This is a genomic window from Streptomyces sp. TAA040 (assembly GCF_000424845.1).
The window spans coordinates 167,583-193,485 of record NZ_AUKR01000005.1; the positions used below are offsets into that span (position 1 = coordinate 167,583).

The window sequence follows — 25,903 nt, forward strand, 5'->3', positions numbered from 1 at the left end:
GCTACTGCGGGAGCTGCGGCCGGGCACAACCCCGGGAGCGGGACCACATGGAGACCGAACTCGCCGAACTCTCGGCTGCCAGCGACCGCGGCCTGCGGCATCACCGCAACGAGGACGCCTACGCGCTGGCCACGGCCTCGCTTCCGGACGGCGCGCCCGCGGTGATCGCCGTGGTGTGCGACGGCGTGTCCTCCTCCAGCCGTCCGGACGAGGCGTCCGAGGCCGCGTCCGAGGCCGCCCGCGCCGCGCTGGTCACCACACTGCCGCGGGGGGTGAAGCCGCCGCGAGCGCTGCACGACGCGCTGCTGGCCGCCGGCGAAGCGGTCACCGCGCTGGCCGACCGGGCGCGGCAGCCGGAGCAGAACGCGCCCGCCTGCACCATCGTCGGCGCGGTCACCGCCCAGGAGGTGCTCACGGTCGGCTGGATCGGCGACAGCCGGGTGTACTGGGTGCCGGACGACCGGCGCAGCCCGGCCGCCCGGCTCACCGAGGACGACTCCTGGGCGGCGCAGATGGTCGCCGCCGGGTTGCTGGGCGAGGCGGAGGCCTACGCCGACGTCCGGGCGCACGCAATCACCGGATGGCTCGGCGCCGACGCCTACGAACTGGAGCCACACACCGCTTCGTTCGAGCCGGACCGGGAGGGCGTGGTGCTGGTCTGCACCGATGGGCTGTGGAACTACGCCGAGTCCGCCGACAGGATGGCCGCCGCCGTCCCGGCCGACGCCCGTACCCGACCGCTGTCGGCAGCACGGCGGTTGGTGGCACACGCCCTGGAACGAGGGGGCCACGACAACGTAACAGTGGCGGTCATCCCGTTCCCGGCACCGCAGGGCCGGGCAGGATCGGCCTGACGCGCACGGCTCGGCCCCGGACGGCGGGACGGGACGGGGCGGGCGCCCGGGACGGCACGGGAAGCGCGGCGGACGCGCGGGGCACGGCCCGCGTCGTCAGCGCGACGGGGGAAGCAGCAGCACTTCCACCCACCTCGCCGACGGCCGGCGAGAGAAAGCAACGGGACGCGAGTGGAAGCAGGTTATGGCCAATTTCGCCAAGACGAACGCACCGCGGTTCTCGGTCGAGGTGTACCAGAACGAGTACCTCCCGGAGAACGGCCAGGAGGTGAACGCGATCGTCACGGTGACCTCCACCGGCGGCGGCACCAGCGGCGGGGTGCCGCTCGTGCTGACCGACCCGGGGGCGGCCCCGGCAGCGGAGGGCCCGACTGCCGCCGTGGTGCTCATGGTGGACTGCTCGGGGTCGATGGACTACCCGCCGACGAAGATGGCGCACGCACGCGAAGCCACCGCCGCGGCCCTCGACACCCTCCGCGGCGGGGTCCGCTTCGCCGTGGTGGCCGGGAACCACCTCGCCAGGGAGGTCTTCCCCGGTGACGGCGCCCTTGCCGTCGCCGACGAGGAGAGCCGCAGCCGGGCGAAGGCGGCACTGTGCGGTCTGAGCGCCGGAGGCGGCACCGCCATCGGGACCTGGCTGCGGCTCGCCGAGCGGTTGCTGTCCGGCGCGGACGTCGCGATCCGGCACGGCATCCTCCTCACCGACGGACGGAACGAGCATGAGGGGGACGCGGAGCTGCGGGCGGCGCTGGACGTCTGTGCGGGGCGCTTCACCTGCGACGCACGCGGTGTGGGCACCGACTGGGAGGTGGGGGAGGTCACCTCGATCGCCTCGGCCCTGCTGGGCAGCGCCGACATCGTCGCCGACCCCGCCGGGCTGGCGGCCGACTTCACCCGGATGATGACCGGCGCGATGGGCAAGGAGGTCGCGGACGTCGACCTCCGGCTGTGGACCCCGCAGGACGCCGCGATCGAGTACGTCAAACAGGTCGCACCGACCGTCGAGGACCTCACCGGCCGCAGGGCCGAGGCCGGACCGCGCGTCGGCGACTACCCCACCGGCTCGTGGGGCGACGAGTCGCGCGACTACCACGTCTGCGTCCGGGTGCCGCCGGCCGGCCTCGGCCGCGAGATGCTCGCGACCCGGGTCTCCCTGCTGCAACCCGACCCGGAGGGCGGCACCCGGACCCTCTCCCAGGGACTGATCCGGGCCGTCTGGACGGACGACACCGACGCCAGCACGTCGATCGATCCGCAGGTCGCGCACTACACGGGGCAGGCGGAACTGGCCCAGGCCATCCAGGAGGGATTGGACCTGCGGAAGGCGGGGGACGAGGACGGGGCGACCGCGAAACTCGGCCGCGCGGTGCAGCTTGCCGGGCTCTCGGGCAACGCCGACACCGCCAGGCTGCTCGCCAAGGTGGTGGAGGTCGTGGATGCCGCTGAGGGTACTGTTCGGCTGAAAGCCGGAGTCACCGATGCCGATGAGATGACACTGGAAACACGGTCCACCAAGACGGTCCGTGTGAAGAAGTAGCTGGAGGGGGAAGCCCGATATGCCGACTTGCCCGAACGGCCACCAGTCCGCCGCTGACGACTGGTGCGAGGTGTGCGGCTACCGCATGCCCGGCGGCGACGGCGCGTCCGGTGCCTCGGCACCCCCGTTCGCCCCGGGGGCGGACCAGCCGTACGGCGGCTACGGCTATCCGGGCGGAGCGGTTCCCCAGGGGGAGGTGTGCCCGCAGTGCCGCACTCCGCGGGAGGCGCAGGCGCCCTTCTGCGAGCAGTGCCGGTACCACTTCCTGACCCACTCCCCCACCGCCTACGGGCATCCGGGCGGCCCCGGGCAGCAGCACTCGGACTTCCCCGACTCCCCTCCGTCCACCCAAAACCGCCCGGCCGAGCCGATCCCGGCGCAGCCGCCGCGTTCGGAGGACGACTGGAGCCTGGCGCCCCCGGCCGGTCCCTACGGTGAACAGCCCTACCCCGCGCAGGGGTACGCCCCGCCCCAGGCGGATTTGCACGGCTACCCCGGCCGGGCACCGCACCAGGAGCGGCCGGACCACTCCGGCAGCCAGGCCTACGCGGATCCGCACGGCCGCCCCGGCCCGCAGGGCCGGCCGGCGCGGCAGCCGTACCCCGATCAGCTGCCCTACCAGGTGCCTCCGCCCTACCAGGAGCAGTCCTCCCCGCCGGAGCAGCAGTACGCCTCCCCGGACCCGTACGGGCAGCAGTACGCCCCTGTCGGGAGCGCACCGGACCGGCAGGGCGGTTGGTCCGCGACGGTTGGCCCGGACCGCGAGTACTTCACCGCGATGATGCAGCGCAGCGGCCCGGAAGGCGCCTCGCTCAACCTGCCCGAGTACTCCCCCGAGCAGCAGCTGCCGCTCGCAGGAGCCCAGGTCACCATCGGACGGCGGCGCAACTCCACCGGCGAGGCCCCGGACATCGACCTCTCCCGTTCCCCGGAGGACCCGGGCGTCTCGCACCAGCACGCGCTCCTCGTGCAGCAGCCGGACGGCGGGTGGGCGGTGGTGGACCAGGACTCCACCAACGGCACCACCGTCAACGGCGCCGAGGAGCCGATCCAGCCGTACGTGCCCGTGCCGCTCCAGGACGGCGACCAGGTGCACGTCGGCGCCTGGACGACGATCACCGTCCGCCGGGACTGACGGCCCCACGCCCCGGGTCGCGCCCGGGCCCGATCGTGCGGCGCCCGGGGTCCCCGGGGCGGCAGCGTCCGGGGTAGCGTCCGCCCATGAGCAGTGAATCCGCGATCACAGTCGAAGGACTGCGCAAGCGGTACGGGGATGTACAAGCGGTGGACGGCGTGTCGTTCGAAGTGCGGCACGGCGAGTTCTTCGGCATTCTCGGACCGAACGGCGCAGGGAAGACGACCACGCTGGAGTTGGTCGAGGGGCTCCGCGAGCCCGACGAGGGCCACGCGCGGCTCCTGGGCGAACCCTCCTGGCCGCGCAACACGAAACTCCTGCCCCGGCTGGGGGTGCAGCTCCAGGCGTCGGCCTTCTTCGAGAAGCTCACCGCCCGCGAGCAGATCCGCACCTTCGCCGCGCTGTACGGGGTCGGCGACGACCGCGCCGACGCGATGCTCGACCAGGTCGGTCTGACCGACAAGGCCGGGGTGCGCGACGACCGGCTCTCCGGCGGCCAGGCGCAACGGCTGTCGATCGCCTGCACCCTGGTGCACGGACCCGAGCTGGTCTTCCTCGACGAGCCCACCACCGGACTCGACCCGCAGGCCCGGCGCAACCTCTGGGACCTGCTGCGCGCCATCCAGGCCGAAGGCAGGACGGTGGTGCTCACCACGCACTACATGGACGAGGCCGAGATCCTCTGCGACCGGGTCGCGGTGATGGACAACGGGCGCATCCTGCGGGTCGGACCGCCGCGCGAGCTGGTCGAGGAGAGGGGCGTGGACTCGCTGGAGGACGTCTTCCTCCAGCTGACCGGACGGGAGTACCGCGAATGAGCGCCGTGTCCGGTCGGGTCAAGCCCTTCCTCCGGTTGTCCCGGGCCATGGCCCTGGGTCTGCTGCGGGACCGGGCCGCCGTCTTCTTCGTGCTCGTCTTCCCGCTGATGTTCCTGGTGCTCTTCGGCGCGCTGTTCAAGGACAACACCACGCCGCAGTCGGAGGTGGTCCAAGTCGGGGACGTCGCGGTGCTGGACGAGATGCCCGAGCGGGAGCAGGAACGGCTCGGGGACGTCCTGCGGATCGAGAGGACCGACGGTTCGAGGGCCGCCCTCGACGAGGCCGTGGAGCGGGTCCGGCAGGGCGAGGTGGACGCGGCCGTCGTCCAGCGCGGCGACGAGGTCGAGGTGCGCTTCTCGGCCGCCGACCAGGTCAGGGCCGGCAGCGTGCACGGCCTCCTCAACTCGGTGGTGCAGCAGGCGAACCAGACGGCCACCGGCCAACCGCCCGCCTACCGGCTGAGCTCCGACCAGGTCGAGGACGAGTCGGTGAAGCCGATCCAGTTCCTCACCCCCGGCCTGCTGGGCTGGGCCGTCGCCATGGGCGCGGTGTTCGGCACCGCGCTGAACCTGGTCTCCTGGCGCAGGAAGCGCATCCTGCGGCGGCTGTGGCTGGCCCCCATCAGCGCCGGGACGGTCATCGGCGCACGCGTCGGCATCAATCTCGGCCTGGCACTGGCGCAGATGGCGATCTTCCTCGGCATCGCGACGCTGCCGTACTACGGACTCCGGCTCACCGGCGACTGGTGGCTGGCCGTCCCGCTGGTGCTCTCCGGCACGCTCGCCTTCATGTCCATCGGGCTGGTGGTCGGCGCCTGGGCCAAGTCGGAAGAGGCGGCCAACGGGATGGCCCAGATCGTCATCCTGCCGATGGCCTTCCTCTCCGGCTCCCTCTTCCCGCTGGACGCCGCACCGCCCTGGGTACGCACGGTGTCCGGGTTCCTGCCGCTGAAGCACCTCTCCGAGGCCATGCAGCAGGTGATGTCGCGCGGCGGGGGCCCGGAGACGGCCCTGCCGGTGATCGGCGGGTTGCTGCTCTTCGCCTTGGTGCTCTCCCTGCTCGCCTGGCGCCTGTTCCGCTGGGACAGCGCCTGACCGCGGGCCGCCCGCAGCGCGGTTGCCGCACGACGGTCCCGGCGCCGGGCACCCCCGACGCCCCCTGAAGGCGGTGTCCGGCGTCTGCGACGATGGAGGGGTGATGGAGATTCCGCGCGGAAGCTTGCCGCAGCAGACGTTCTACGAGCTCGTCGGAGGTGAGGAGACCTTCCGGAAGCTGGTGAAGCGCTTCTACCAGGGGGTCGCAGCAGACCCGGTGCTCCGTCCGATGTATCCCGAGGAGGACCTGGGACCGGCGGAGGAGCGTTTCACGCTGTTCCTCATGCAGTACTGGGGCGGGCCGCGCACCTACAGCGACAACCGCGGTCATCCGCGTCTGCGCATGCGGCACGCGCCCTTCCGGGTGGACCGGGCCGCGCACGACGCCTGGCTGTCCCACATGCGGGAGGCGGTGGACAGCCTGGAGCTGCCCGCCGACCAGGAGAAGCAGCTCTGGGACTACCTGGTCTACGCCGCGGCCTCCATGGTCAACACCGAGGGCTGAGCAGAACGCCGACCGCACGGCAGCGGGGCGGGCACCGGCGTCCGGTGCCCCGCCCCGCTGCCGTGCCCGCTCCGGCTGCGCCGCGCTCAGACCGGGGTGACGGGCAGCCCGGGGGCCGCCGTGCTCCTGCGGACCGCGACCGAACCGTAGTGCGTCCGCAACCGCAGCCAGCTCCCGGTGGCGAACAGGCCCACCGGCCGGTCACCGCGCAGGAAGCCCAGGGCGTGGGCGGCGTGCACGGACCGCAGCGGGAAGTCGGTACGGCCCAGCGGACGCGACCAGATCTCCTCGGCCAGCGCGTCCAGCCGCTCCCTGGTCCGCTCACTCTCCGGCAGCCCCTCCGCCCGTTCGCGGAACTCGGCGACCGTGGCGGCCGCCACGGTGCGGACCGCGTCCGGCGGCAGTTCGCCGAGCGCCCGCCAGTTACTGCGCGGCGGCAGCACGCCGGCCCACGGCGGCCCGGTGACCGCGGCCGGAACCGTCACCAGTTCCCGCCGCTCGTCGACGAGTTCCAGCAATTCACCGGCCGCCACCGTGGTGTCCAGGGCGATCGGCCCGTTGGCCTCGAGGAGCCGTCCGGTGCGCACCGCCAGCACCTCGAACCGCGCCGGTTTCGCGAACACCCCGGCGACGCCGCCCTCCGCCTTGATGCGGACGGCGGCGTTCTTCTCCCAGCGGAGCAGTCGCTCCAGGAAGGCGGCGAGGCCGGCGGCCTCTCCGGGGTCAGCGAAGACCAGTCTTGGCACTGTCTTGGAAGGCGTCATCCAGGTACGTCTCCAGGAAGGACTTCTCCACGGCCGTGAGCCGCCGAGGTCGTTCTTCCTTCAGGTTGTAGGGCACCACCAGGGTGGAGGCCCGCACGAAGAGGGTGTCGACGTCCTTGATCTCGTAGGAGATCGTCACCGAGGCCGCACCCAGCTTGGACACCCAGGACTCGACGGTCACCGGCTCGTGGCGGTGGACCAGCGGCCTGAGGTACTCGATCTCGTGCCGGGCCACCACCGAGCCGCCGGTGAACGCGTCGGACTGCGCCTCCCGCGCCAGCCGGAACATGAAGTCGATCCGCGCCTCCTCCAGGTACCGCAGGAAGACGACGTTGTTGACGTGCCCGAAGGCGTCCATGTCCGACCAGCGCAGCGGGCACTGGTAGTCGTGCCGCACGCTCAGCCCCGGGTCAGCTTCTTGTAGGTCGCCCGGTGCGGGCGGGCCGCGTCCGGGCCGAGCCGCTCGATCTTGTTCTTCTCGTAGGACTCGAAGTTGCCCTCGAACCAGAACCACCTGCTCTCGCCCTCGTAGGCGAGGATGTGCGTGGTGACGCGGTCCAGGAACCACCGGTCGTGGGAGACGACCACGGCGCAGCCCGGGAACTCCAGCAGCGCGTTCTCCAGCGAGCCGAGCGTCTCGACGTCGAGGTCGTTGGTCGGTTCGTCCAGGAGCAGCAGGTTGCCGCCCTGCTTGAGGGTCAGCGCCAGGTTGAGCCGGTTGCGCTCACCGCCGGAGAGCACGCCGGCCGGCTTCTGCTGGTCCGGGCCCTTGAAGCCGAAGGCGCTCACATAGGCGCGCGAGGGCATCTCGACCTGGCCGACGTTGATGTGGTCGAGCTCCTCGGAGACCACCGCCCACAGCGTCTTCTTGGGGTCGATGTTGGCGCGGGTCTGGTCCACGTAGGAGATCTTGACCGTGTCGCCCACCTTGATGGCTCCGGAGTCCGGCTCCTCCAGGCCCTGGATCATCTTGAACAGGGTGGTCTTGCCGGCGCCGTTGGGGCCGATCACCCCGACGATGCCGTTCCGCGGCAGGGTGAACGACAGGTCGTCGATGAGCACCTTGTCGCCGAACGCCTTGGAGAGGTGCTCGACCTCGACCACCACGTTGCCCAGCCGCGGGCCCGGCGGGATCTGAATCTCCTCGAAGTCCAGCTTCCTGGTCTTCTCCGCCTCGGCGGCCATCTCCTCGTAGCGGGTCAGCCGCGCCTTGGACTTGACCTGGCGGCCCTTGGCGTTGGACCGGACCCAGTCGAGCTCCTCCTTGAGGCGCTTCTGCCGCTTGGCGTCCTTCTGGCCCTCGACCTTGAGGCGGGTCTGCTTCTTCTCCAGGTAGGTGGAGTAGTTGCCCTCGTAGCCGACCGCACGGCCGCGGTCCAGCTCCAGGATCCACTCGGCGACGTTGTCCAGGAAGTACCTGTCGTGAGTGATCGCGACGACGGTGCCGGCGTACTTGGCCAGGTGCTGCTCCAGCCACTGCACGGACTCGGCGTCCAGGTGGTTCGTCGGCTCGTCGAGCAGCAGCAGGTCGGGGGCTTCGAGCAGCAGCCGGCAGAGCGCGACGCGGCGCTTCTCACCGCCGGAGAGGTTCACCACCGGCCAGTCGCCGGGCGGGCAGCCCAGGGCGTCCATGGCCTGCTCCAGCTGGGCGTCGAGGTCCCAGGCGTTCGCGTGGTCCAGGTCCTCCTGGAGCTTGCCCATCTCCTCCATCAGGGCGTCGGTGTACTCGGTCGCCATCTGCTCGGCGATCTCGTTGAAACGGTCGAGCTTGCCCTTGATCACGGAGACGCCGCCCTCGACGTTCTCCAGCACCGTCTTCGACTCGTCCAGCGGCGGCTCCTGGAGGAGGATGCCGACGCTGTACCCGGGCGAGAGGAACGCGTCGCCGTTGGACGGCTGCTCCAGGCCCGCCATGATCTTCAGAACAGTCGACTTGCCGGCGCCGTTGGGGCCCACGACACCGATCTTCGCGCCGGGCAGGAAGCTCAAGGTGACATCGTCAAGGATCACCTTGTCGCCGTGCGCCTTGCGCGTCTTGCGCATCGTGTAGATGTACTCAGCCAAGAGAAACCGTCCGGCAATGTGGGAGTGGGCAGAGGTTCCATCCTGCCGTACCGGGGGCCTCCGGCGGAAACCGGGAGCGCCCGCCCCCGCCGGAGCGCGCCCTCCCGGCTGCCCGGAGGGTGCGGGTGCGCCGCATCCTCCGGGCCGGGCTCACCTCAGGTGCCGGTTCACGCCCCGGGCTCGGACTCCGCGGAGTTGGCACCCTCCGTGCCACCGGGCCTGCCCCGCCGGACCATCAGCACCGCGCCGCCGCCGAGGACCAGCAGGACGAAGGCCACGCCGAGCAGCAGGGTCGTGTTGCCGCTGTTGCCCGTCTCGGCCAGGTTGACGTCGGCCGCGCTCCCGCCGACCGTGACCGGCGGCGAGGGCTCGGACTGGACGGTGAGGCCCTCGTCCTGCGGTCCGCTGCTCACCGTGGCGCAGTCGAGCACCCCGGCGAAGGTGCGCTCCAGACCGCCGGGACCGGTGACCGTGACCCGGTAGGCCTGGTCCTCCTCCACCGGGACGGTGACCGTCTCGGTGGCACCGGGCGCCGCCTCGTACTCCTCGTCGCCCACGGTGAAGGTGAACGGCTCCGTACCGGGGTTGGTGGTGGTGACGTCCAGACCGCCGGCCGCGCAGTTCTTCTGGGCCGAGACCGCCGGCACCGCGCCCTCGGCGGACCAGTTGACGGTGGCGGTGGCCGTCACCGTGGAGTCGCTGGATCCCGCCAGGATCTGCGACTGGCTGGCCGCGTGCTCCCCGACACCGGTGAAGACACGTCCGACGGACACGGCCGTCGCCGACGAGACGCTCAGCGCGGCGGAGCCGTCCTCGGCGTCCTCGGGCACGTCGAACCACAGTTGGTCGCCGTCGTCGGCCGAGGTGACCTCGGCCCCCTCCGCGTCGACGATGCGCACCCCGTGGGTGAGCGCCTCGGGGCTCGGTGCGACACCGGCGGAGGTGCCGGTCGTGCGCACGGTGACCGGGCCGAGCAGGTCGCCCGGCCGGCCGGAGACGGCGGCCGGTTCGAGTCCCAGCGAGGTCCTCGGCTCGCCCACCCGCTCCGCGGTGCGCTCCAGGTAGTCGGCCAGCTTCTCGGCACCGCCGTCGACCGCCGAGACGTCGGCGCCGTCGGAGAACCGCCAGATCGCCACCTGGGTGCCCGCCGCCGCGGTCTGCGGGGTGAGCGCGCCGGCACCGGCGCGCTGGGCGAGCGCCTCCAGGTCGTCGATCTTCGGGTAGGAGTTGAGCAGGATCCAGCGGATCTTCCCGGCGTCGGGATTGTCGTGCAGCAGGGAGGTCTTCCAGGGGACCTCGCGGTACTGCGCCTTCTCCTGCGTCGGGTTGTGCATGTCGATGCAGTAGGACTGGAGGCTGCCACCGCCGGTGACGGACATCTCGAAGAGGCCGGCACCCGTCTCGGTGGTCTCGCCGTCCTCCCGGATGACCGCGCGGTCGTGGACCCGCAGCCCGTCCAGAGTGGCGAGAGCACCGCCCGAGTGCGTTTCCGGCTCCGTCGACATGCCCACCGCCGCGGCGGCGGGCGTCGCACCTGCCGCCACCATCAGACCGGAAGCCGCTGTCGCTGCCACGCGACGGATGGTCATCCGTCCGCGTTTCAAGATCATCCTCTTCCCCTCGTCAACCCCGTGCGTCTGACCCGGGATCGTAGAGAGCGGGCGCAACAAGATCCCCAAATTTCACACGAGCTACGCGGACCGACTCGGAATCGTTATCGCCAAAGGTCGCGAAGAAGGACATCGAGGACCCGGCCCCGCGGGGCCTCCGGCACCGCCCGCCCGTGCTCCGTCCGGCAGGTGCGCCGGCAGCCCGCGGCCCCTCGGCGCGACGGTGCTCCTCCGCGCGAGGCTGCTCCTTCGCGCGGTGGGGCTCGTGTGGGTGCGCGTCCGCTGCATGGTGCCGTCCTTCCCGAAGAGTGCGGGCGAGCGGCCCCCGGCCGCCCGCGCACTGCTCATGCTGCCGGTGTTCCGCGGACCCTGCGCGAAGCTGTGCACGAACCGCCCGCTGTGGACAACTCCGTCACCCGCAACCGCCGTCGGCTCCTCGGCCGACGGGCCGTCAGCCCGTCAGCTCGCGTTCCGGGCCGCCGGCCGCGATGACGTACTGGCCCCGTACCTCGCCGTACCGCATCAACTCCGCGGCCACCGGCTCCAGTACCCGCGCCCGTCCGCAGCCCGCGGCGGCCCGGCGCAACCGCTGCTCCTGGTCCAGCCCGTACGCCCGGGCCGGTTGACGGGCCGCCGTCCGGCAGCCCCAGGCCAGCAGTGGAGCGGCGAGCGCGCCCCCCGCGAGCAGGGCGAACGCGGCCCGGGGGTGCGCCCCCGGCAGCCCGGGCACGCCCAGCGCACCCAGGGCCCCCGAGGCGAGCCAGCACAGGCCGACGACCTGGAGCGCGAGCAGCGCCGCCTGGCTCGCCGCCGCGGCGGCCCACCACCGCGGGCGCGGGGGACGTCGCGGTCCGGCCGCACCGGCCACCACCTCGTCGAGCGCGGCAGGCAGCGTCTCCGCGCCGCGCCACGCCGCCTCCCGGACCGCACGGGCCCACGGCTCGGGCAGGCCGCGCGTCGCCCCGTCGGCGAGCACCCGCACCGTCTGGTCGACGGCGGGACGGGCCGCCCGGTCCACCGAGTCCGAGGCGTCCGCGGCCTCCGGTGCGCCCGCCGGCCCGTCGTCGCGACGCGCGGCCCGTTGGACGGCGGACCGGCGCACCAGGCCCGACCACAAGGTCCCGCAGGCCCGGTCGGCCCGACGGAGCCAGGCGCGCTCCGCGGTCCGTCCGAGGGCGGCGGCGCCCACCGCGTTCCCCAGACCATCTTCGAACTCCTCGCGCGCCTCGTCCGTGAGGCCCTCGGGCCCGTGCCCGCCGTCGACCACGTAGACGGGGCGGAGCTCGGCGAGGGCGCCGTCCACGTCGGCTGCCAGCCGGCGGGCAGCCGCGAGGCGTCCGGCGACGAGTTCGGCCAGCGCCTCCCGCAGGTCCACTACGCCGGACCCGGAGAGCGCCGACAGCGCGAGCACCTGCGCGCCGGGGTCGCCGTGCTCGCCCAGCGCCATGCCGTCCTCGTCGAGCAGGCGGCGCAGATCGCCGACCACCTCGTCACAGGCGTCCTCCGGCAGCCGGTCCACCTGGTTGAGCACCACGAAGCTGATCTCCGAGTGCCGGGCGAACCGTTTCAGGTAGCGCTCGTGGAGCACGGCGTCCGCGTACTTCTCCGGGTCCACCACCCAGATCACCGCGTCCACCAGGCGCAGCAGCCGGTCCACCTGGTCCCGGTGCTCCCGGACGGCCGAATCGTGGTCGGGCAGGTCCAGCAGCACGAGTCCGCGCAGCCCCAGGTTCTGCGAGTCGCGCAGATGCGCACGGCGACGGCAGCGCGGCGGAACCCCGAGCCGCTCCAGCAGGCCGTCCGCACCGCCGTCCCGTTCCGCCGCCTCCCAGACGCAGGCCACCGGCGCCGCCGTGGTCGGGCGGCGCACGCCCGCCTCGGAGAGCTGGGCTCCGGCCAGGGCGTTGAACAGCGTCGACTTGCCGCTGCCGGTCGCGCCGGCGATCGCGACCGTGGTGTGGGCGCGGGAGAGGCGGCCGCGGGCCGAGGCCTCCTCCAGCACCCGGGACGCCTCGGCCAGCGTGCCGTGCGGCAGCCGGGTCCGGGAGATGCCGACGAGTTCCCGCAGCGCCGTGAGGCGCTCCCCCAGCCCGCTCTCCCGCCCCGCTGACACGGGAGCCGGCACGGGAGCGGGCTCCGTCGCGGGAGCGGACGTCGGTGCGGGAGCGGCGTACGGCGCCGCTGCCCGGAACGGTTCGGCCCCGGGGGGCCGGTGCTCGGCGGCGTCACCGGCCCGGAGGCCGCCGTCCGGCACGGGCCCCGGGCCCCCGCCCGGCCCGGCGTCCCGGAAGGTGGACCGCTCGACGGCTGACGGCGCGGACCGATCGGACCGCTCCTCGGGCTCCTCGGGCTCCGGGCCGGTTCCGGGGCGGAGCCCGGGCGGAGGAAGCACGAAGTCTTCCGGTTCGGCAACCGGCCCGAAGGCGTCGGCGGCACGGTCCGGCCCCGCGGGCCCCGGCGGCCGGGCGTCCTCCGCGCCCTCCCGCGGGGCCGCGGGCGACGACACCTCCCGCCCCGCTCCGGCGGGGGCGACCGGAGCAGCCGGGGTGATCGACGGCGCTCCGGGTGTCCCGGTCTCCCGCGCCTCCGGGCCGTCGAGGGTCGGCGCACCGTCCGGCGTCGGCACGGCGCCCCGGTGCGGCGCGCCGGGCGGACGCGGCGGGTACGCAGGGGCGGCGGGTGAGGCGTGCGGAGCCGACGGAAGGGACGGCTCCGGCGGCGTCGGAGTGGCAGCGAGTCCGTAGCCGGGGGGCGGCCCGAAGCCCGTCCGGGCTGCACCCGCCGCAGCGGACTCGGCCCGTTCCGGCCCCGCCGCGGGCTCAGACGCGGACTCCGCCCGGGTGGCGGGCGGCTCGTCGCGGCCGTCGGCGTGCGGGGCGCCCGAGGGCGTGGGGCCCGCGCCGGGTGAAGGCTCCGAGGGCGCCGCTCGGGTGGCGGCCGGTTCGGCTCCCGCCTCCGGGGCGGCAGCACGACCGGGACCGGCCCGACGGGCGATCAGCCCGTCGTTCCAGGACCGCCGATCGCCTTCGGAGGATGGCGCCGACGAGCGGTCGGGGTCTTCGACCGTGCCGTCGGCACGGGTCTCGCCCAGTGGTCCGGACACTGCCGATCACCTCTCTTTCTGAAGTCGGGACAGTGCTGCGACGAGTTCCACCTGCTGCGCGGGGCCCGCACCCAGCTCCTCCAGCGGAGCGAGCCTCCGGTTGCGCTCGGCGCGCAACGAGCGGTCCGCGCAGTCCTCCAGCAGTTGAGCGCCCCGCCCACGCAACCGGCCCGCCGCAGCCACCCCGAGCGTCTGCTGGAGCGCGTGGGCGGCGCCGCGTCCGTGCGGGCCGCCGACCAGGGCGGCGGCGAGCAGCGCGGCGGTCTCCTCGGCGGAGGCCGGGGCGCCGCCGTCGTCCCGGAACGCCTCCTCTGCCAGTTCCTCCGTACAGCGCTGCCAGCGGCGCACCAACAGGCCCATCCGCTCGGCCGTGCCGGCGGCACCACCGCCCACGTCGGCCGGCAGCCCTTCGGCGGCGGGCTCGTGCTGCCAGGCGTCGGCGATCCGCTCCTCGGCGTACCCCGCGGCGCCTGCCAGCAGCACGGTCAGCCCCTCCGTGCAGGACTGGAGCAGTTCGTCACCCGCACTGTCCGTCGGGAAGCTCCGCCAGTGGGTGATCGTCTCACCGGCCAGCAGCTCACCGGCGGTCAGTTGGCGGCGCACGAGCGCTTCGGCCTGGTCGTACGCCTCGTCGATCTGCCGCATCAACCGCAGCGCGGTGGCGTGCTGTGCAGCCGAGGCCGCCGCCAGCTCCGGCACCCGGACGCGGAGCGAGGCGAGTGCACCGTACGCGGTCCGGCACACGGCCCCGGCGCGCGCCCCGGAGTCGGTGGCGGCGTGCGCGAGCCAGTCGCGCAGCGGTTGCACGGCGCTGGACGGCAGCAGGCCTCCGGCCCCGCCGGCCGACTCCGGCAGCTCCGGGATCGTGAACCGCGGGATGTCGCCGAGTCCGGCGCGGTCGAGGAGCGCGGCGTACTGGCGGGACACCTCGGTCGCGATCTGGTGCGGCACCCGGTCGAGCACGGTGGCCAGCGTGGCGTCGTACTCCTTGGCGGATCTGAGCAGGTGCCACGGCACCGCGTCGGCGTACCGGGTGGCGGTGGTGACGAGGAGCCAGATGTCGGCGGCGCCGATCAGCCGGGCCGCGGTGTCGCGGTTTTCGGCCACCAGCGAGTCGATGTCGGGGGCGTCCAGCAGTGCCAGCCCGGTCGGCAGTGAGGAGTCGGCCTCGACGTGCAGCACCGGCCGTCCGTCCTCCCGTTCCTCGGCGGCGTACGGGCCGTCAGCCTGCTCGCCGTCCCCGTCGCCCGTGCCGGTGTCATCAGATCGTGCGGTGAACACGCGGTCGAGACCGGGAAGCACCTGCGAACCGGCGAACCAGGCCCGGTCGTCGGGATGGCACACCAGGACGGGTGTCCGGGTGGTCGGCCGCAGCACACCCGCCTCGCTGACGCGCCGTCCGACCAGCGAGTTCACGAGCGTGGACTTGCCCGCGCCGCTGGACCCGGCGAGCACGGCGAGCAGCGGGGCGCCGGGCTCCCGGAGCCGCGGCACCAGATAGTCGTCGAGCTGTGCGAGCAGCTCGACGCGGGACCGGCGGACCCGCTCGGCGCCGGGCAGCGGCAGCGGAAAGCGCGCGGCGGAGACGCGGTCGCGCAGCGCGACCAGCGCGTCGAGCAGTTCGGTGCGTGTTTCCAAGATCGCCACATGAGGAAGAATGCCCAATATTGCGGCTTTTTTGAAGCGCATCACGCCAAGAGCGACCCGTTTTGCCCCCTCTGGCAGAGTGAACGCCGACGACCACGGCCATAACGACTGCACAACACCCGTCCCGCGCACCGCGCAAACCAATGCACGAATCGCACTCGCCTGCGAGTATCGGAGCGCTTCACCGAACCTCCACAGGGTGTCGCGGACGTGAAGCGCTCCGGGGCAGCCGAGGGGACCCTTATCCTTGTCCGGGCAAGGTCACCCCACCGGGGGCTCCGTCAGTCCGCGACCGCAACCGGCCCCCGTAGCTCAGTGGATAGAGCAGGTGCCTTCTAAGCACTTGGCCGCAGGTTCGAGTCCTGCCGGGGGCACCACGGACAGCACCCGACCCGGCGACGTTCCCGCAGGTCGGAGCGCTTCCCCCTGGACCCGGAGGCAAGCGGAGGCCCCACCTCCGCAGGTGCGGAGTCCGGCTCTCACCGGCGGAATCCGGGGCTCCACGGGTATCCGTCCCACATACGTCCCACAGAATCCACCGCGGGGAAGCCGACAGGACCACCCCGCGGGCAGCGCACGAGGCTCCTCCAGGCCGGCTTCTTCCCGATGGCGCATCACATGGGGCACTCGGCGCCCCTGGAACCGGCCACGAGTCCTCCTGACCTGCTGGACTGTTCGTGCGCGCCCAGCGAGTCCCTCATCTGAACGCGACCCTCCAGGTGACCCTGCCGACTCGTGTCCTACCCGTCGAAACCGTGCCAACCATGGTTGTTTCGGGGACATGATCAGCCACATGCGCGACCGCGTCCTGCCGGCTTCCCAGCGCCGCTCGCTGGACGAGCTGACCCGGGACCTCTACCTGTCGACCGGGGACACCGCGTCCAAGCGTTCGGCCTTCTGGACCATGCTGACGCTGTCGTCGGTGATCGCGGCCGGCGGCGTACTCACGGACTCGACGGCCGCCGTGATCGGCGCCATGATCATCGCACCTCTGTCCACGCCCATCATGGGGATCGCCCTGGGCTCGGTGCAGCGCCGCCGCACCGGATCGGCGAGGACTGTTCTCCTCGCGTGCCTGCTGGTGATCGCCGTCGGAACGGTCATCTCGGTGGTACTCCCCGGTGACTACGACCTGCTGTCCAACAGCCAGATCTCGTCGCGGACATCGCCGGTCCTGATGGACTTGGTCGCCGCGCTGGCGACCGGTTTCGCCGGCGCGGTGGCGTTGGCCCGCCGGGACGTCGCCGCCGTGCTGCCCGGTGTCGCGATTGCCATCTCCCTGGTCCCGCCCCTGGTGGTGGCGGGGGTGTGCCTGGGGGAGTTCTCGGGATGGCTGGCGCTCGGCGCGCTCGTGCTGTTCGTGTCGAACCTCTTCGCCCTGGTCTTCGGAGGCATCGTGGTCTTCGCCTCCTTGGGCTACGCCGCCGAGGCCGGCCGGAGGGCCGGACGTCCCGCCCGCGGGACATACGCGGTCATGGCCCTTTTGTTCGCCGTCGTGTTCGTCCCACTGACGGCCAACACCGCGGTCACGCTCCTGCTCGACGCCTGGACCGGACGGACGAAGAGCGCGGCGCGGCAGTGGCTCGCCGACGTGCCGGGGGCGTCCGTCACCGGTGTCGACGCAGCCGCCCGGACGATGTACATCCACGTCCGCGTCCCCGGGGAACTGCCGCCCGTGGAGCTCCTGCTCGACCGGCTGGAGGGCCGGGTCCCGGACGGCGTTCCCGTGGTGGTGGATGTGTCACGCGGTCGGCGTATCGATGCCGGGACGGTCGGCGGCTGAGCGCCGGTCACGGCTCCGTCGGACCGCTTCGGCCGCACGGCTCGGGGCTCCCGGGCGCCACTCGGTCCCGCAGCGAAGTCCACCCCGGACGCGTGCGCCGCGCGCCCCTTCTCCGTCGGGCGCCGAGGAGCGCGGCCCCCGTGAGGGGTCGAGCGCCTCCTGGCCTGGGGGGCCCCGGAATCACAGGCATCCATGTCCAAGTTTCGACCGTGGCCGACCATTGACTATGGACATCTCTATACCTACGCTCCTCTTGTTCACGGTTGTCCATACACAAAGTGGTGTGTCGATGAAGATCGCTGTTATCGGAAGCTACGGAGCCGGCCTCACCATGCGGGTCCCCAGGGCGCCCGTAGCCGGTGAGACCGTCTCGGGCGGCCACTTCGATTCGGGTGCCGGCGGGAAGGGCAGCAACCAGGCCGTCGGTGCGGCCCGGCTGGGCGCCGAGGTCACGCTTCTCACCGCCGTCGGCGACGACGAGTTCGGTCGTTCCGCGCGCGAGCTGTGGCGGCGCGAGGGTGTCGGCGCCGAGCACGTGGTCACCGCCGGGGCGCCCACCATGGTCGGCTTCATCATGGTCGAGCCGTCCGGGGAGAACCGCATCGCCATCGCCTCCGGTGCCCTGGACGAGCTGGACACCGCAGCCGTCGACTCCTTCCGCGCCGACATCGCCTCGGCCGACATCCTCGTCGTCTCCATGGAGATCCCCGAGGGAGCCGTCGTCGCCGCCCTCCGCGCCGGACGCGAGAGCGGCACCCGCACCCTGCTGAACCCGGCCCCCGCCCGCCCGCTGCCCGATACGTGCTGGCCTCTCATCGACGTGCTCACGCCCAACCAGACGGAGGCTCCCGTCCTCCTCGGGCTCGATGCGGGCCACGGACTCAGCGACGAGGACCTGGCGCGCGCGCTGAGCGAGCGCACCGGCGGCACCGTCGTCCTCACCCGTGGCGCCGAGGGCGCGCTCATCGCCGGGAGCACCGGCGTCACCGCCGTGCCCCCGCACCCCGCCCGGACGGTCGTGGACACCACAGGCGCCGGGGACTCCTTCACCGCCGCCTTCGCTGTCGCTCTGGCCGAGGACCGACCCGTCGACCGGGCCGTGGAGTTCGCCGCAGTCGCGGGCTCGCACACCGTGTCGATCGCGGGCGTCATCCCCGCCCTGCCCACCAGAGCCCAGCTGAACGCCCTGATTGGAAACGCCTCGTGACCTCGACCGCCACCAAGCCACCCGCCACCGCGACCCCGTCGTCCGAGGACGACGGCGCCCGCCGGTTCCCGCTCGCGCTGCGCAGACTGCTGCACGCGCGGGAGGCCGGCGTCTTCGCGGCGCTCGTCCTGCTCTTCGTCCTGGGCACCGTGCTCTCGCCGACCTTCGCCCAGTCCGACAACCTCCTCTCGGTGGGCCAGCAGATCGCGCAGATCGGCATCATGGCCATCGGGGTGACGTTCGTCATCCTCAACGGTGAGATCGACCTCTCGGTCGGCTCCACCTACGCCCTCTCCGCGATCTCCACCGGCATGCTCATATCGGACGGCTGGAGTTGGCCCGCGGCCATGCTCGTCGGCCTCGCCGTCGGCGTCCTGGCCGGAGTCTTCAACGGCCTGGCCGTGGTGGTCCTCGGCGTCCCGTCCTTCATCGTCACGCTCGGCACCCTCAGCGTCTTCCGCGGTATCGCCCTGCTCATCTCCGACGGCGCCCCGATCTCGCTGAGCTCCTCCCAGCCCGGCGTCGCCGAGTTCAACCTGCTCGGTCAGGGACGGCTGTTCGGCTTCGTGCCCATGCAGTTCGTCTTCTTCGTCGCCGTCGCCGCCGTCGCCGTCGTCCTGCTGGCCCGCTCCCGCTTCGGCTTCCACACCTACGCGGTCGGCGGCAACCAGGAGGCGGCCCGGCTCGTCGGCGTCAACGTCAAGCGAGTCAAGTTGACCGCCTTCGTTCTCTCCGGCTTCACCGCGGGCCTCGCCGGTGTCCTCGGACTGTCCTTCCTCTCCTACGTGCAGGGCGTGACCGGGCAGGGCCTGGAGCTCACCGTCATCTCGGCCGTCATCATCGGCGGCGCCGCCCTCTTCGGCGGCTCGGGAACCATGTGGGGCACCGTCATCGGGGTCGCCTTCATCGGCCTCCTCCAGAACATCCTCAACATCCAGGGCATCTCGTCCTTCTGGCAGACCGTCGTCACCGGCCTCGTCATCGTCGCCGCTGTCGCGGCCGACACCTGGCAGCGCAAGCGCAAGACCCGCGCCTGACCCACCGCCGGTTCGGACCGCCCACCGTCGCCGCATCACCGGCTCTTGCCGCCCACCACCCGTCCCACGGACTCGTCCAAGGAGCACCCATGTCCTCGCGCACGTTCCTCAGAAGCCTCGTCGCCGCCGCTGCCGCCACCGCGGCCCTCTCCCTCACCGCCTGCGGCGCCGTCACCTCCGCTGGCGGCGGCTCCGACGCCTCCGACAGCTCGGGGGACGGTTCCTTCGAGCTCGCCTCGTACATCCAGCAGCGGATCGACGACGACAAGCCGATGCGGATCAAGCTCAGCTACCACGACCCGTCCCTCGCCTTCGCCACGCCGATCGGCGCGGGCATGGAGAAGGCCGGCAAGGAGCTGGGCGCGGACGTCTCCCTCATCGGCCCCACCGGCGGCGACGCCGCCAAGCAGGTCTCGGAGATCCAGACGCTCGTCCAGCAGAAGGCCGTGGACGGTCTCGCCGTCTCCTCCGCCTCCAGCGACGCGCTCAAGCCCGTCATCAGCCAGGCGTACAAGGCGGGCATCCCGATCATCTCCTTCAACACCGACAATCCCGACTCCGAGCAGATGGGCTTCGTCGGCCAGGACCTCAAGGGGTCCGGCAAGGCACAGGCCGAACAGCTCCGCAAGGACCTCAAGGGGGACGTCGACGGCAGGTCCGTCGTGGTCTTCTCCGTCGACACCGGCGCCGGCTGGTCGCACGACCGCTTCAACGGCTTCAAGGAGGGCCTGGACGGCAGCGGGCTGAAGATCGTCGGCCCGGTCAACGTCGGCAACGAACCCAACAGCGCCTACAACACCGTCGAATCCACCATGTCCGGCCAGTCGAAGGTGGCGGCCGTTGCCGGCCTCGACTGCTGCTCCACCACGGCCGCCGCCAAGTGGGTGGCACAGTCCGGCAAGGCCGAGGACATCACGATGGGTGGATTCGACCTGCTCACCCAGACCGCCGAGTACATCGAGCGCGGCGTCCTGGACTTCAGCATCAGCCAGAACCCGACCGAGCAGGGCTACCAGGCCGTCAAGGTGCTCAACGACTTCCTCACCGACGGCACCGCGATCAAGGGCGTGGACACCGGTGCCCAGTTCGTCACGCGCGACAACCTCGACGACGTGGCGGTGGAGGACTGATGGCGCCCGCACTCCGCGACACCTCCTCCGGGGGACCGGACCGCGCCGCGGGCCCGGGCACCGGAGAGCCGGCAGTCCGAATCCGCGGCCTCACCCGCAGTTTCGGGCCTGTCCGCGCCCTGCGCGACGTCTCCTTCGATGTTCCCGCCGGCGACATCACGGCCCTCCTCGGGGAGAACGGCGCCGGCAAGTCGACCCTGCTCAAGATCCTGGCCGGGCTCCAACCGCCCAGCGAGGGCAGCGTCACCGTGTTCGGCGAGGAGGTCGGCTCCTTCGAGCCGGCCACCATGCTCAGTCGGCACGGTGTGGCGATCGTCCCCCAGGAGCTGTCGCTGTTGCTCGACCGCACCGTCGCCGAGAACGTGCTCAGCGGCGTCGAACCGGGCAACCGCTGGTTCCCCTCCCGGCGCCGCATGCTGGAGCGCACCACCGAACTCCTCGCCGAACTCGACCTCCACCTGAATCCGAACGCCTCCGTCCGCACCCTGGACCTGGCCACCCAGCAGCTCATCGTGGTTGCCCGTTCCCTGGCCCAGGGCTGCCGCGTCCTGATCCTGGACGAGCCCACGGCGATGCTCACCCCCGCCGAGGCCGACCGCCTGTTCGCCCTCATGGACAAGCTCAAGGCCGCCGGGACGACGCTGATCTACGTATCCCACCGCATGCCGGAGGTGTTCCGCCTGGCCGACCACATCCAGGTCCTGCGCGACGGCGGCCACGTCGCCTCCTGGCGCCGCGAGGACACCACCCCCGTCCAGGCCGTCGCCGCCATGGTCGGCCGCGAACTCGGTCAGTTCACCCGCCGTGCCGGAGCCGCTACGGCGCCCACCGCCGAACCGGCGCTCAAGGTCCGCAAGCTGAGCGGCAAGCGCCACCGGGAGGTGTCCTTCGACCTGTGCCCCGGAGAGATCCTCGGCGTCGCCGGACTCCCCGACTCGGGCCGCGTCGAACTGCTCCACAACCTCTTCGGCGGGGGCCCCGGCACCGGCGGCACCGTGGAACTGCTCGGCAAGCCCTACGAACGGCGCAACCCGATCGCCAGCGTCGAACGCCGACTGGCGTTCGTCCCCGGAGAGCGTCGCGCCCAGGGCCTGCTGACGACGATGAGCGTCGGCGAGAACGTCGGCGCCCTCACCGCGAAGGCGTTCAGCCGACTCGGACTGATCCGCCGCCGCGCCTTCGACGCGGCCGCCACCGAACAGGCCCAGCGGCTTCGGGTCAAGGCCGCCTCCATGACACAGCCCATCACCAGCTTGTCCGGCGGCAACCAGCAGAAGGCCGTCCTGGGCCGCTGGCTCGCCATCGACCCGGGGGTGCTCATCCTCGACGAGCCCACCCGCGGCGTGGACATCGGTGCCAAGGCCGAGATCTACGCCCAGCTCACCGCGCTCGCCGACAGGGGCCTGGCGATCCTCTGCTCCTCCTCGGACCTGCCCGAACTGCTCACCCTGACCGACCGCATCGCGGTGATGAGCGAAGGCCGACTGGTGGCCGTCGTCGACTCCGCCGACGCCAGCGAGGAATCCGTGATGACCCTCGCCACCGGCGCGGTGCCGGCCGCGGCCTGAACCCGCACGTCCCGGGGACCGGCCGGTCCCCGGGACACCATCCGAAGGACCTCTCACATGACCCGACGGGACCACCACGAACCCGGCCCGTCTCGACAGTCCAGCAGCCCGCCCCTGGCCGAGCTGGAAGCGCCTGCTCACGAATGAGGAACCCATCATGAAGCGCTCCGGCATCCTCAGTGCCGAACTCAGCGGAGTCGTCGCGACGCTCGGCCACACCGACCTGCTGCTCGTCGTCGACGCGGGCTTCCCCGTGCCTCGCGACGTCCACCGCATCGATCTGGCCGTCGCGGAGAACCTGCCCGACCTGCGCACTGTCCTCGATCTCCTCGCCGACGCCCTGGTCGTCGAGGGTGTGGTCCGCGCCGAGGACGTCCCGAGCCACAACCCCCGTCTCGACTCCTGGCTGCACGAGCGTTTCCCCGGCGCCGAGTTCAGCCTCCGCCCGCACGCCGAGGTTCTCGGCGACCTCGCCCGCGAGGCCAAGGCGGTGGTGCGCACAGGAGCCTTCGAGCCCTGGGGCAACATCGGCCTCTACTGCGGCGTTGACGCGCCCCGCTGGTTCGGCGGCGAGGGCGTCGTCGTCCCGGAGCAGTACGCCTCCAAGGTCTGAGCCGCGCCGCCCCGCCCGTGGGCGGCGACGGCACCGTCAACTCACGGCAGCGGTCCGAAGAAGGCCCGGTGCCGATCCGGGCGCCCTGCCGCCACCTGCACAAGGGAGATCACCCCGTGTCCGAAATTACCGTCAATCCCGCCGAACTCAACCTCGCTCCGGCTGAGTTGGCACCCTTCATCCAACACACCAAGATAGACCCGGACGCGACGCGCGACGAGATGATCGCCCACGTCCAGGAGGCCGTCACTCACGGCTTCAACGCGGCGATGGTCCCCGCCTCCTGGCTGCCGGTCGTCGTCGCCGAGCTGAAGGGCACCGGTGTCGAGGTGGCCTCCGCGCTGGACTTCCCGACCGTCGGCGTCATGACCAGTGCCGGGAAGGCCGCCGAGGCCGCCGAGATCGCCCGGCTGGGCGCCGACCAGCTCGACATGGGCGTGCAGGTCGGCTGGCTCAAGAGCGGCCGCTACGACGACTTCCGCAAGGACATCGCGGATGTCGTCCAGGCCTCCGGACTCCCCGTCAAGGTCATGCTGGAACTGCCGCTGCTGACCGACGCCGAGAAGGAGGCCGCGGTCGAACTCGCCATGGAGGCAGGCGTCTCCTTCCTGAAGAACGCCAGCAGCGGCCAGATCGAGACTGCGAATCCCACCAGCGTTCGCTACCTTGTTGACCGGGCGCGGGAAGGGGTGCGGGTGAAGGCGTCCGGCTCCATCAAGAGCTACGGCCAGGGCCTGGAGCTCCTGCGGGCGGGCGCCTCCCTGCTCGGGACCAGCGCCGGCCTGGCGATCATCAACGACACCGGTGACGTGTCCACCGTCAGCTACTGAGCGGGCGCCACCGCCGTACCCCGGCCGCCCGCCGCGGCCGGGGTACGGCTTTCGACGCCGGAGCGACGCCTGTCCCCGGTGAGAGCGGAGAAGGAGATGCGAGCACTGTGACAGCCGACAAGGGCAGACTCCCCGGCGTCAAGCGGGACGTCCCCACGGCGATCCATGTCCAGATCTCGGAGCACATCCGGCGGCGGATCACCGGGGGCGAGTGGCCGCCGCACTACCGTCTCAAGAGCGAGCCGGAGCTCGCCCAGGAGTTCGGGGTCAGCCGCGGCACGCTGCGCAGGGCGCTGACCACGCTGATCGAGGAGGGTCTGCTGCGCCAGGTTCGAGGCCGGGGTACGTTCGTGACCTCGACGACGATCGAGCCCGCCATCGCACAGAAGCTGAGCACCCTGTCCGAGGACTTCGCCGACCAGGGCGTGGTGACCATGACGACGGTCCGTGAGTGCACGCTGATCGCCCCGCCGAAGCCGGTCGCGGCCCTGCTGGACGTGGCCCCGGGCACCCGTGTCCTGCGCCTGGTGCGGGTGAGGCGCGCCGAGCAGGGGCCGGTGGCCCTGCTGTTCAACTTCGTGCGTGCCGACCTTGCGCCCGGCATCGAGGAGGTCGACTTCACCTCGGCCAGTCTCTTCGGCGTCCTGGAGGACACCTACGGACTGAAGATCGCCACAGCCCGCCGTACCTTCGGCGCCGAGGCGGCCGGTGCCGACGTCGGTGCCTCCCTCGACCTCGCCGAGGGTGCCCCCGTCCAATACCTCCAGCAGGTCACCTACCTCTCCGACGACCGGCCCGTCGAGTACTCCGACGTCTGGATCCACAGCGGCCGCCTCCGTGTGACGTCCCTCCTGCTGCGCCGCTGAGCACGGCGGGGCCGCCCGCCCGGCCGGTACGCGTCAGGCCCCGTCCACCCCGTCCCCGCGGGGAGGGCGGGGCCGCGCCGATCGCTCTCTGCTCTGCCCGCCCGCTGCCCCGGCCCCGCGCCGGGTCAGCGGGCGTGGGGCAGGAGGGGCCGTCGACGCCCATGGCCACCGAGGTCTTGCGGAACCGCGGGGTCGTCCGGGGCCTCGTGCGTCAGGCGTGCAGGTCGACCCCCCGCTCCGGGGCGCGCGGCTGGATGCGGATCTGCGGGTGACGACGGACCCAGCGGACCGTGAGGCGATGGTGGCCGGCCCTCATGAGGAGGATTCCCGTGGACACGGCTGTGACCGCTGCCATCGCGCCGGAGGCCGCGAGTCCGACACGTGCTCCGTAGGTGTCGGTCATCCAGCCCACCAGCGGAGCGCCGAGTGGCGCACCGCCGAGGAGGACCATCATGTACAGCGCGGTGACCCTGCCGCGGACGGTGGGGGCGGTGGAGGTCTGCATCGTGGCGTTCGTGGCCACGTTGACCACCATGGCGAACAGACCCGTGGGCACCATGAGCAGGGCGAAACTCCAGAGGTTCGGCGCCATAGCGGCCACGAGCTCCAGGATTCCGAAGGCCAGCGCGGCGAGGAACGGAAGTCTCCTGCGTGCGGTCGGATGCCGGGCGGCGAGCAGCGCTCCGGCGAGGGAGCCGGCCGCGACCAGGGTGTTGAAGAGGCTGTAGGCGCCTGCGCCGGCATCGAAGACGTCGTCCGCGAAGGCGGAGAGATGCACCGGGAAATTCAGGGAGAAGGTACCGAAGAAGCCGACCAGGACGATGGGCCACAGCAGTTCCGGGCGGCCGGCCACGTAGCGCAGGCCCTCGCGCAGCTGTCCCTTTCCCCGGCGAGCACGCTCGACGTCGTGCAACTCGCGGGTGCGCATCAAGACCATGCAGGTGAGGGGCGCGGCGAAGGACACGCCGTTGAACAGGAACGCCCACCCCGTGCCGACCCCCGTGATCAGCAGCCCCGCGATGGCCGGGCCGATCAGCCGGGCGGACTGGAAGTTCGCGGAGTTGAGCCCGACCGCGTTCCGCAGTTGGTCCGGCCCCACCAGCTCGGCGAGGAACGCCTGACGGGCGGGGTTGTCCAGCACGGTCGCGAGGCCGACAGCGAGCGCGGCGGCGTACACGTGCCACACATCCACACGGTCGGTCAGCGTGAGCACGGCGAGGACGAGCGCGGTGATCGCCATCGCTGCCTGGGTGCCGACGAGTATGGGGCGCTTGGGCAGGCGGTCGACGAGCACGCCGCCGTACAGGCCGAACAACAGCAGGGGCAGGAACTGCAGCGCGGTGGTGATGCCGACGGCGGTCGAGGAGCCGGTGAGGCTGAGTACCAGCCAGTCCTGGGCGATGCGTTGCATCCAGGTGCCGTTGTTGGAAACGATCTGGCCGAGGAAGAAGAGGCGGTAGTTCCTGACCTTCAGGGACGACAGCAGAGGAGGTCTGGGGCCGACGGGGCCCGGCGCGTCGTGGGCGTCGGGTATGGGGGCGGAACCGGGTCCCGTGCTCACGTGTCTTCATCCTCCTGGTCGTGATCCGAGATGGGCCGGATGGCCCTGTACGGCTACTGAGCCCGGGCGGACGCCGGGCGGTCCCGCTCCGGAGGTGCCCTGACGGCGGTACCGTGCCGACGCCGCACAGCTCACGCGCAGGCAGCGGACGGGGGCTTCCAGGCTTCGCCCGCGGAG

Annotated in this window: 21 protein-coding genes and 1 tRNA gene; 15 read left to right on the forward strand and 7 right to left on the reverse strand. The window is 72.2% G+C overall.

The window, feature by feature from the left end; translation table 11 throughout:
* Positions 1–47 precede the first annotated feature (47 nt).
* The 6 genes from H300_RS32125 (at position 48) to H300_RS0104680 (ending at position 5,943) form a co-directional block, all read left to right on the forward strand.
* The gene (locus tag H300_RS32125; protein ID WP_486583549.1) at positions 48–854 is read left to right on the forward strand and encodes a PP2C family protein-serine/threonine phosphatase; all 807 of its coding nucleotides are present in this window, start codon (positions 48–50) and stop codon (positions 852–854) included.
* Positions 855–1,038: 184 nt separating this feature from the next.
* On the forward strand, positions 1,039–2,391 hold the full coding sequence (locus tag H300_RS0104660; RefSeq protein WP_028426510.1) for a VWA domain-containing protein: 1,353 nt from the start codon (positions 1,039–1,041) through the stop codon (positions 2,389–2,391).
* 19 nt (positions 2,392–2,410) lie between these two features.
* The gene (locus tag H300_RS0104665) at positions 2,411–3,526 is read left to right on the forward strand and encodes an FHA domain-containing protein (RefSeq protein WP_028426511.1); all 1,116 of its coding nucleotides are present in this window, start codon (positions 2,411–2,413) and stop codon (positions 3,524–3,526) included.
* 86 nt (positions 3,527–3,612) lie between these two features.
* Positions 3,613–4,344 (forward strand): ABC transporter ATP-binding protein, encoded by a 732-nt coding sequence (locus H300_RS0104670; protein WP_028426512.1) that lies wholly within the window; start codon positions 3,613–3,615, stop codon positions 4,342–4,344.
* Positions 4,341–5,438, forward strand: a complete 1,098-nt coding sequence (locus tag H300_RS0104675) for an ABC transporter permease (protein ID WP_037979097.1) — start codon at positions 4,341–4,343, stop codon at positions 5,436–5,438. The genes H300_RS0104670 and H300_RS0104675 overlap by 4 nt, the downstream gene beginning before the upstream one ends.
* Before the next feature lie 100 nt (positions 5,439–5,538).
* Entirely contained in the window at positions 5,539–5,943 is a 405-nt protein-coding gene (locus H300_RS0104680; protein WP_028426514.1) for a globin domain-containing protein, read from the forward strand.
* An 86-nt stretch (positions 5,944–6,029) separates the two neighbouring features.
* On the opposite strand, the gene H300_RS0104685 is transcribed toward H300_RS0104680, so the two are convergent.
* From H300_RS0104685 to H300_RS0104710, 6 genes are all read right to left on the reverse strand, one after another.
* Positions 6,030–6,707, reverse strand: coding sequence for a DUF8185 domain-containing protein (locus tag H300_RS0104685; protein WP_028426515.1), 678 nt, complete (start codon positions 6,705–6,707; stop codon positions 6,030–6,032).
* Positions 6,667–7,104, reverse strand: coding sequence for an acyl-CoA thioesterase (locus H300_RS0104690; RefSeq protein ID WP_028426516.1), 438 nt, complete (start codon positions 7,102–7,104; stop codon positions 6,667–6,669). The genes H300_RS0104685 and H300_RS0104690 overlap by 41 nt, the downstream gene beginning before the upstream one ends.
* Positions 7,105–7,106: 2 nt before the next feature.
* Complete coding sequence (gene ettA, locus H300_RS0104695) at positions 7,107–8,771, reverse strand: energy-dependent translational throttle protein EttA (protein WP_028426517.1); 1,665 nt, start codon at positions 8,769–8,771, stop codon at positions 7,107–7,109.
* A gap of 167 nt (positions 8,772–8,938) precedes the next feature.
* A complete protein-coding gene (locus H300_RS24955; RefSeq protein WP_486583550.1) occupies positions 8,939–10,345 on the reverse strand; it encodes a Cys-Gln thioester bond-forming surface protein in 1,407 nt (468 codons plus the stop codon).
* A gap of 487 nt (positions 10,346–10,832) precedes the next feature.
* Entirely contained in the window at positions 10,833–12,932 is a 2,100-nt protein-coding gene (locus tag H300_RS24960; RefSeq protein ID WP_486583568.1) for a GTPase, read from the reverse strand.
* A 558-nt stretch (positions 12,933–13,490) separates the two neighbouring features.
* Positions 13,491–15,131 (reverse strand): GTPase domain-containing protein, encoded by a 1,641-nt coding sequence (locus H300_RS0104710; RefSeq protein WP_486583551.1) that lies wholly within the window; start codon positions 15,129–15,131, stop codon positions 13,491–13,493.
* Positions 15,132–15,432: 301 nt separating this feature from the next.
* On the opposite strand from H300_RS0104710, the gene H300_RS0104715 reads away from it, so the two are divergent.
* The 9 genes from H300_RS0104715 to H300_RS0104755 all read left to right on the forward strand — a co-directional run bounded on the left by H300_RS0104715 (position 15,433) and on the right by H300_RS0104755 (position 24,165).
* Positions 15,433–15,508, forward strand: a tRNA-Arg gene (locus H300_RS0104715).
* A 416-nt stretch (positions 15,509–15,924) separates the two neighbouring features.
* Entirely contained in the window at positions 15,925–16,914 is a 990-nt protein-coding gene (locus H300_RS0104720) for a TIGR00341 family protein (RefSeq protein ID WP_486583552.1), read from the forward strand.
* A gap of 289 nt (positions 16,915–17,203) precedes the next feature.
* Positions 17,204–18,121 carry a ribokinase gene (locus tag H300_RS0104725; RefSeq protein WP_028426520.1) on the forward strand — a complete coding sequence of 306 codons (918 nt, stop codon included), beginning with the start codon at positions 17,204–17,206 and terminating at the stop codon, positions 18,119–18,121.
* The gene (locus H300_RS0104730; protein ID WP_028426521.1) at positions 18,118–19,158 is read left to right on the forward strand and encodes an ABC transporter permease; all 1,041 of its coding nucleotides are present in this window, start codon (positions 18,118–18,120) and stop codon (positions 19,156–19,158) included. The genes H300_RS0104725 and H300_RS0104730 overlap by 4 nt, the downstream gene beginning before the upstream one ends.
* Before the next feature lie 89 nt (positions 19,159–19,247).
* Positions 19,248–20,288, forward strand: a complete 1,041-nt coding sequence (locus H300_RS0104735) for a substrate-binding domain-containing protein (protein WP_028426522.1) — start codon at positions 19,248–19,250, stop codon at positions 20,286–20,288.
* On the forward strand, positions 20,288–21,856 hold the full coding sequence (locus H300_RS0104740) for a sugar ABC transporter ATP-binding protein (protein ID WP_028426523.1): 1,569 nt from the start codon (positions 20,288–20,290) through the stop codon (positions 21,854–21,856). Before H300_RS0104735 ends, H300_RS0104740 begins: the two co-directional genes overlap by 1 nt.
* A gap of 157 nt (positions 21,857–22,013) precedes the next feature.
* Positions 22,014–22,469: a D-ribose pyranase gene (gene rbsD, locus H300_RS0104745; RefSeq protein ID WP_028426524.1), complete on the forward strand. Its 456-nt coding sequence runs from the start codon at positions 22,014–22,016 to the stop codon at positions 22,467–22,469.
* 116 nt (positions 22,470–22,585) lie between these two features.
* Positions 22,586–23,299, forward strand: a complete 714-nt coding sequence (gene deoC, locus H300_RS0104750) for a deoxyribose-phosphate aldolase (protein WP_028426525.1) — start codon at positions 22,586–22,588, stop codon at positions 23,297–23,299.
* Between the two features lie 107 nt (positions 23,300–23,406).
* Positions 23,407–24,165, forward strand: a complete 759-nt coding sequence (locus H300_RS0104755; RefSeq protein ID WP_028426526.1) for a GntR family transcriptional regulator — start codon at positions 23,407–23,409, stop codon at positions 24,163–24,165.
* 211 nt (positions 24,166–24,376) lie between these two features.
* Here the strand turns inward: H300_RS0104755 and H300_RS0104760 are convergent, their stop codons facing one another.
* On the reverse strand, positions 24,377–25,726 hold the full coding sequence (locus H300_RS0104760; RefSeq protein WP_028426527.1) for an MFS transporter: 1,350 nt from the start codon (positions 25,724–25,726) through the stop codon (positions 24,377–24,379).
* Positions 25,727–25,903 lie beyond the last annotated feature (177 nt).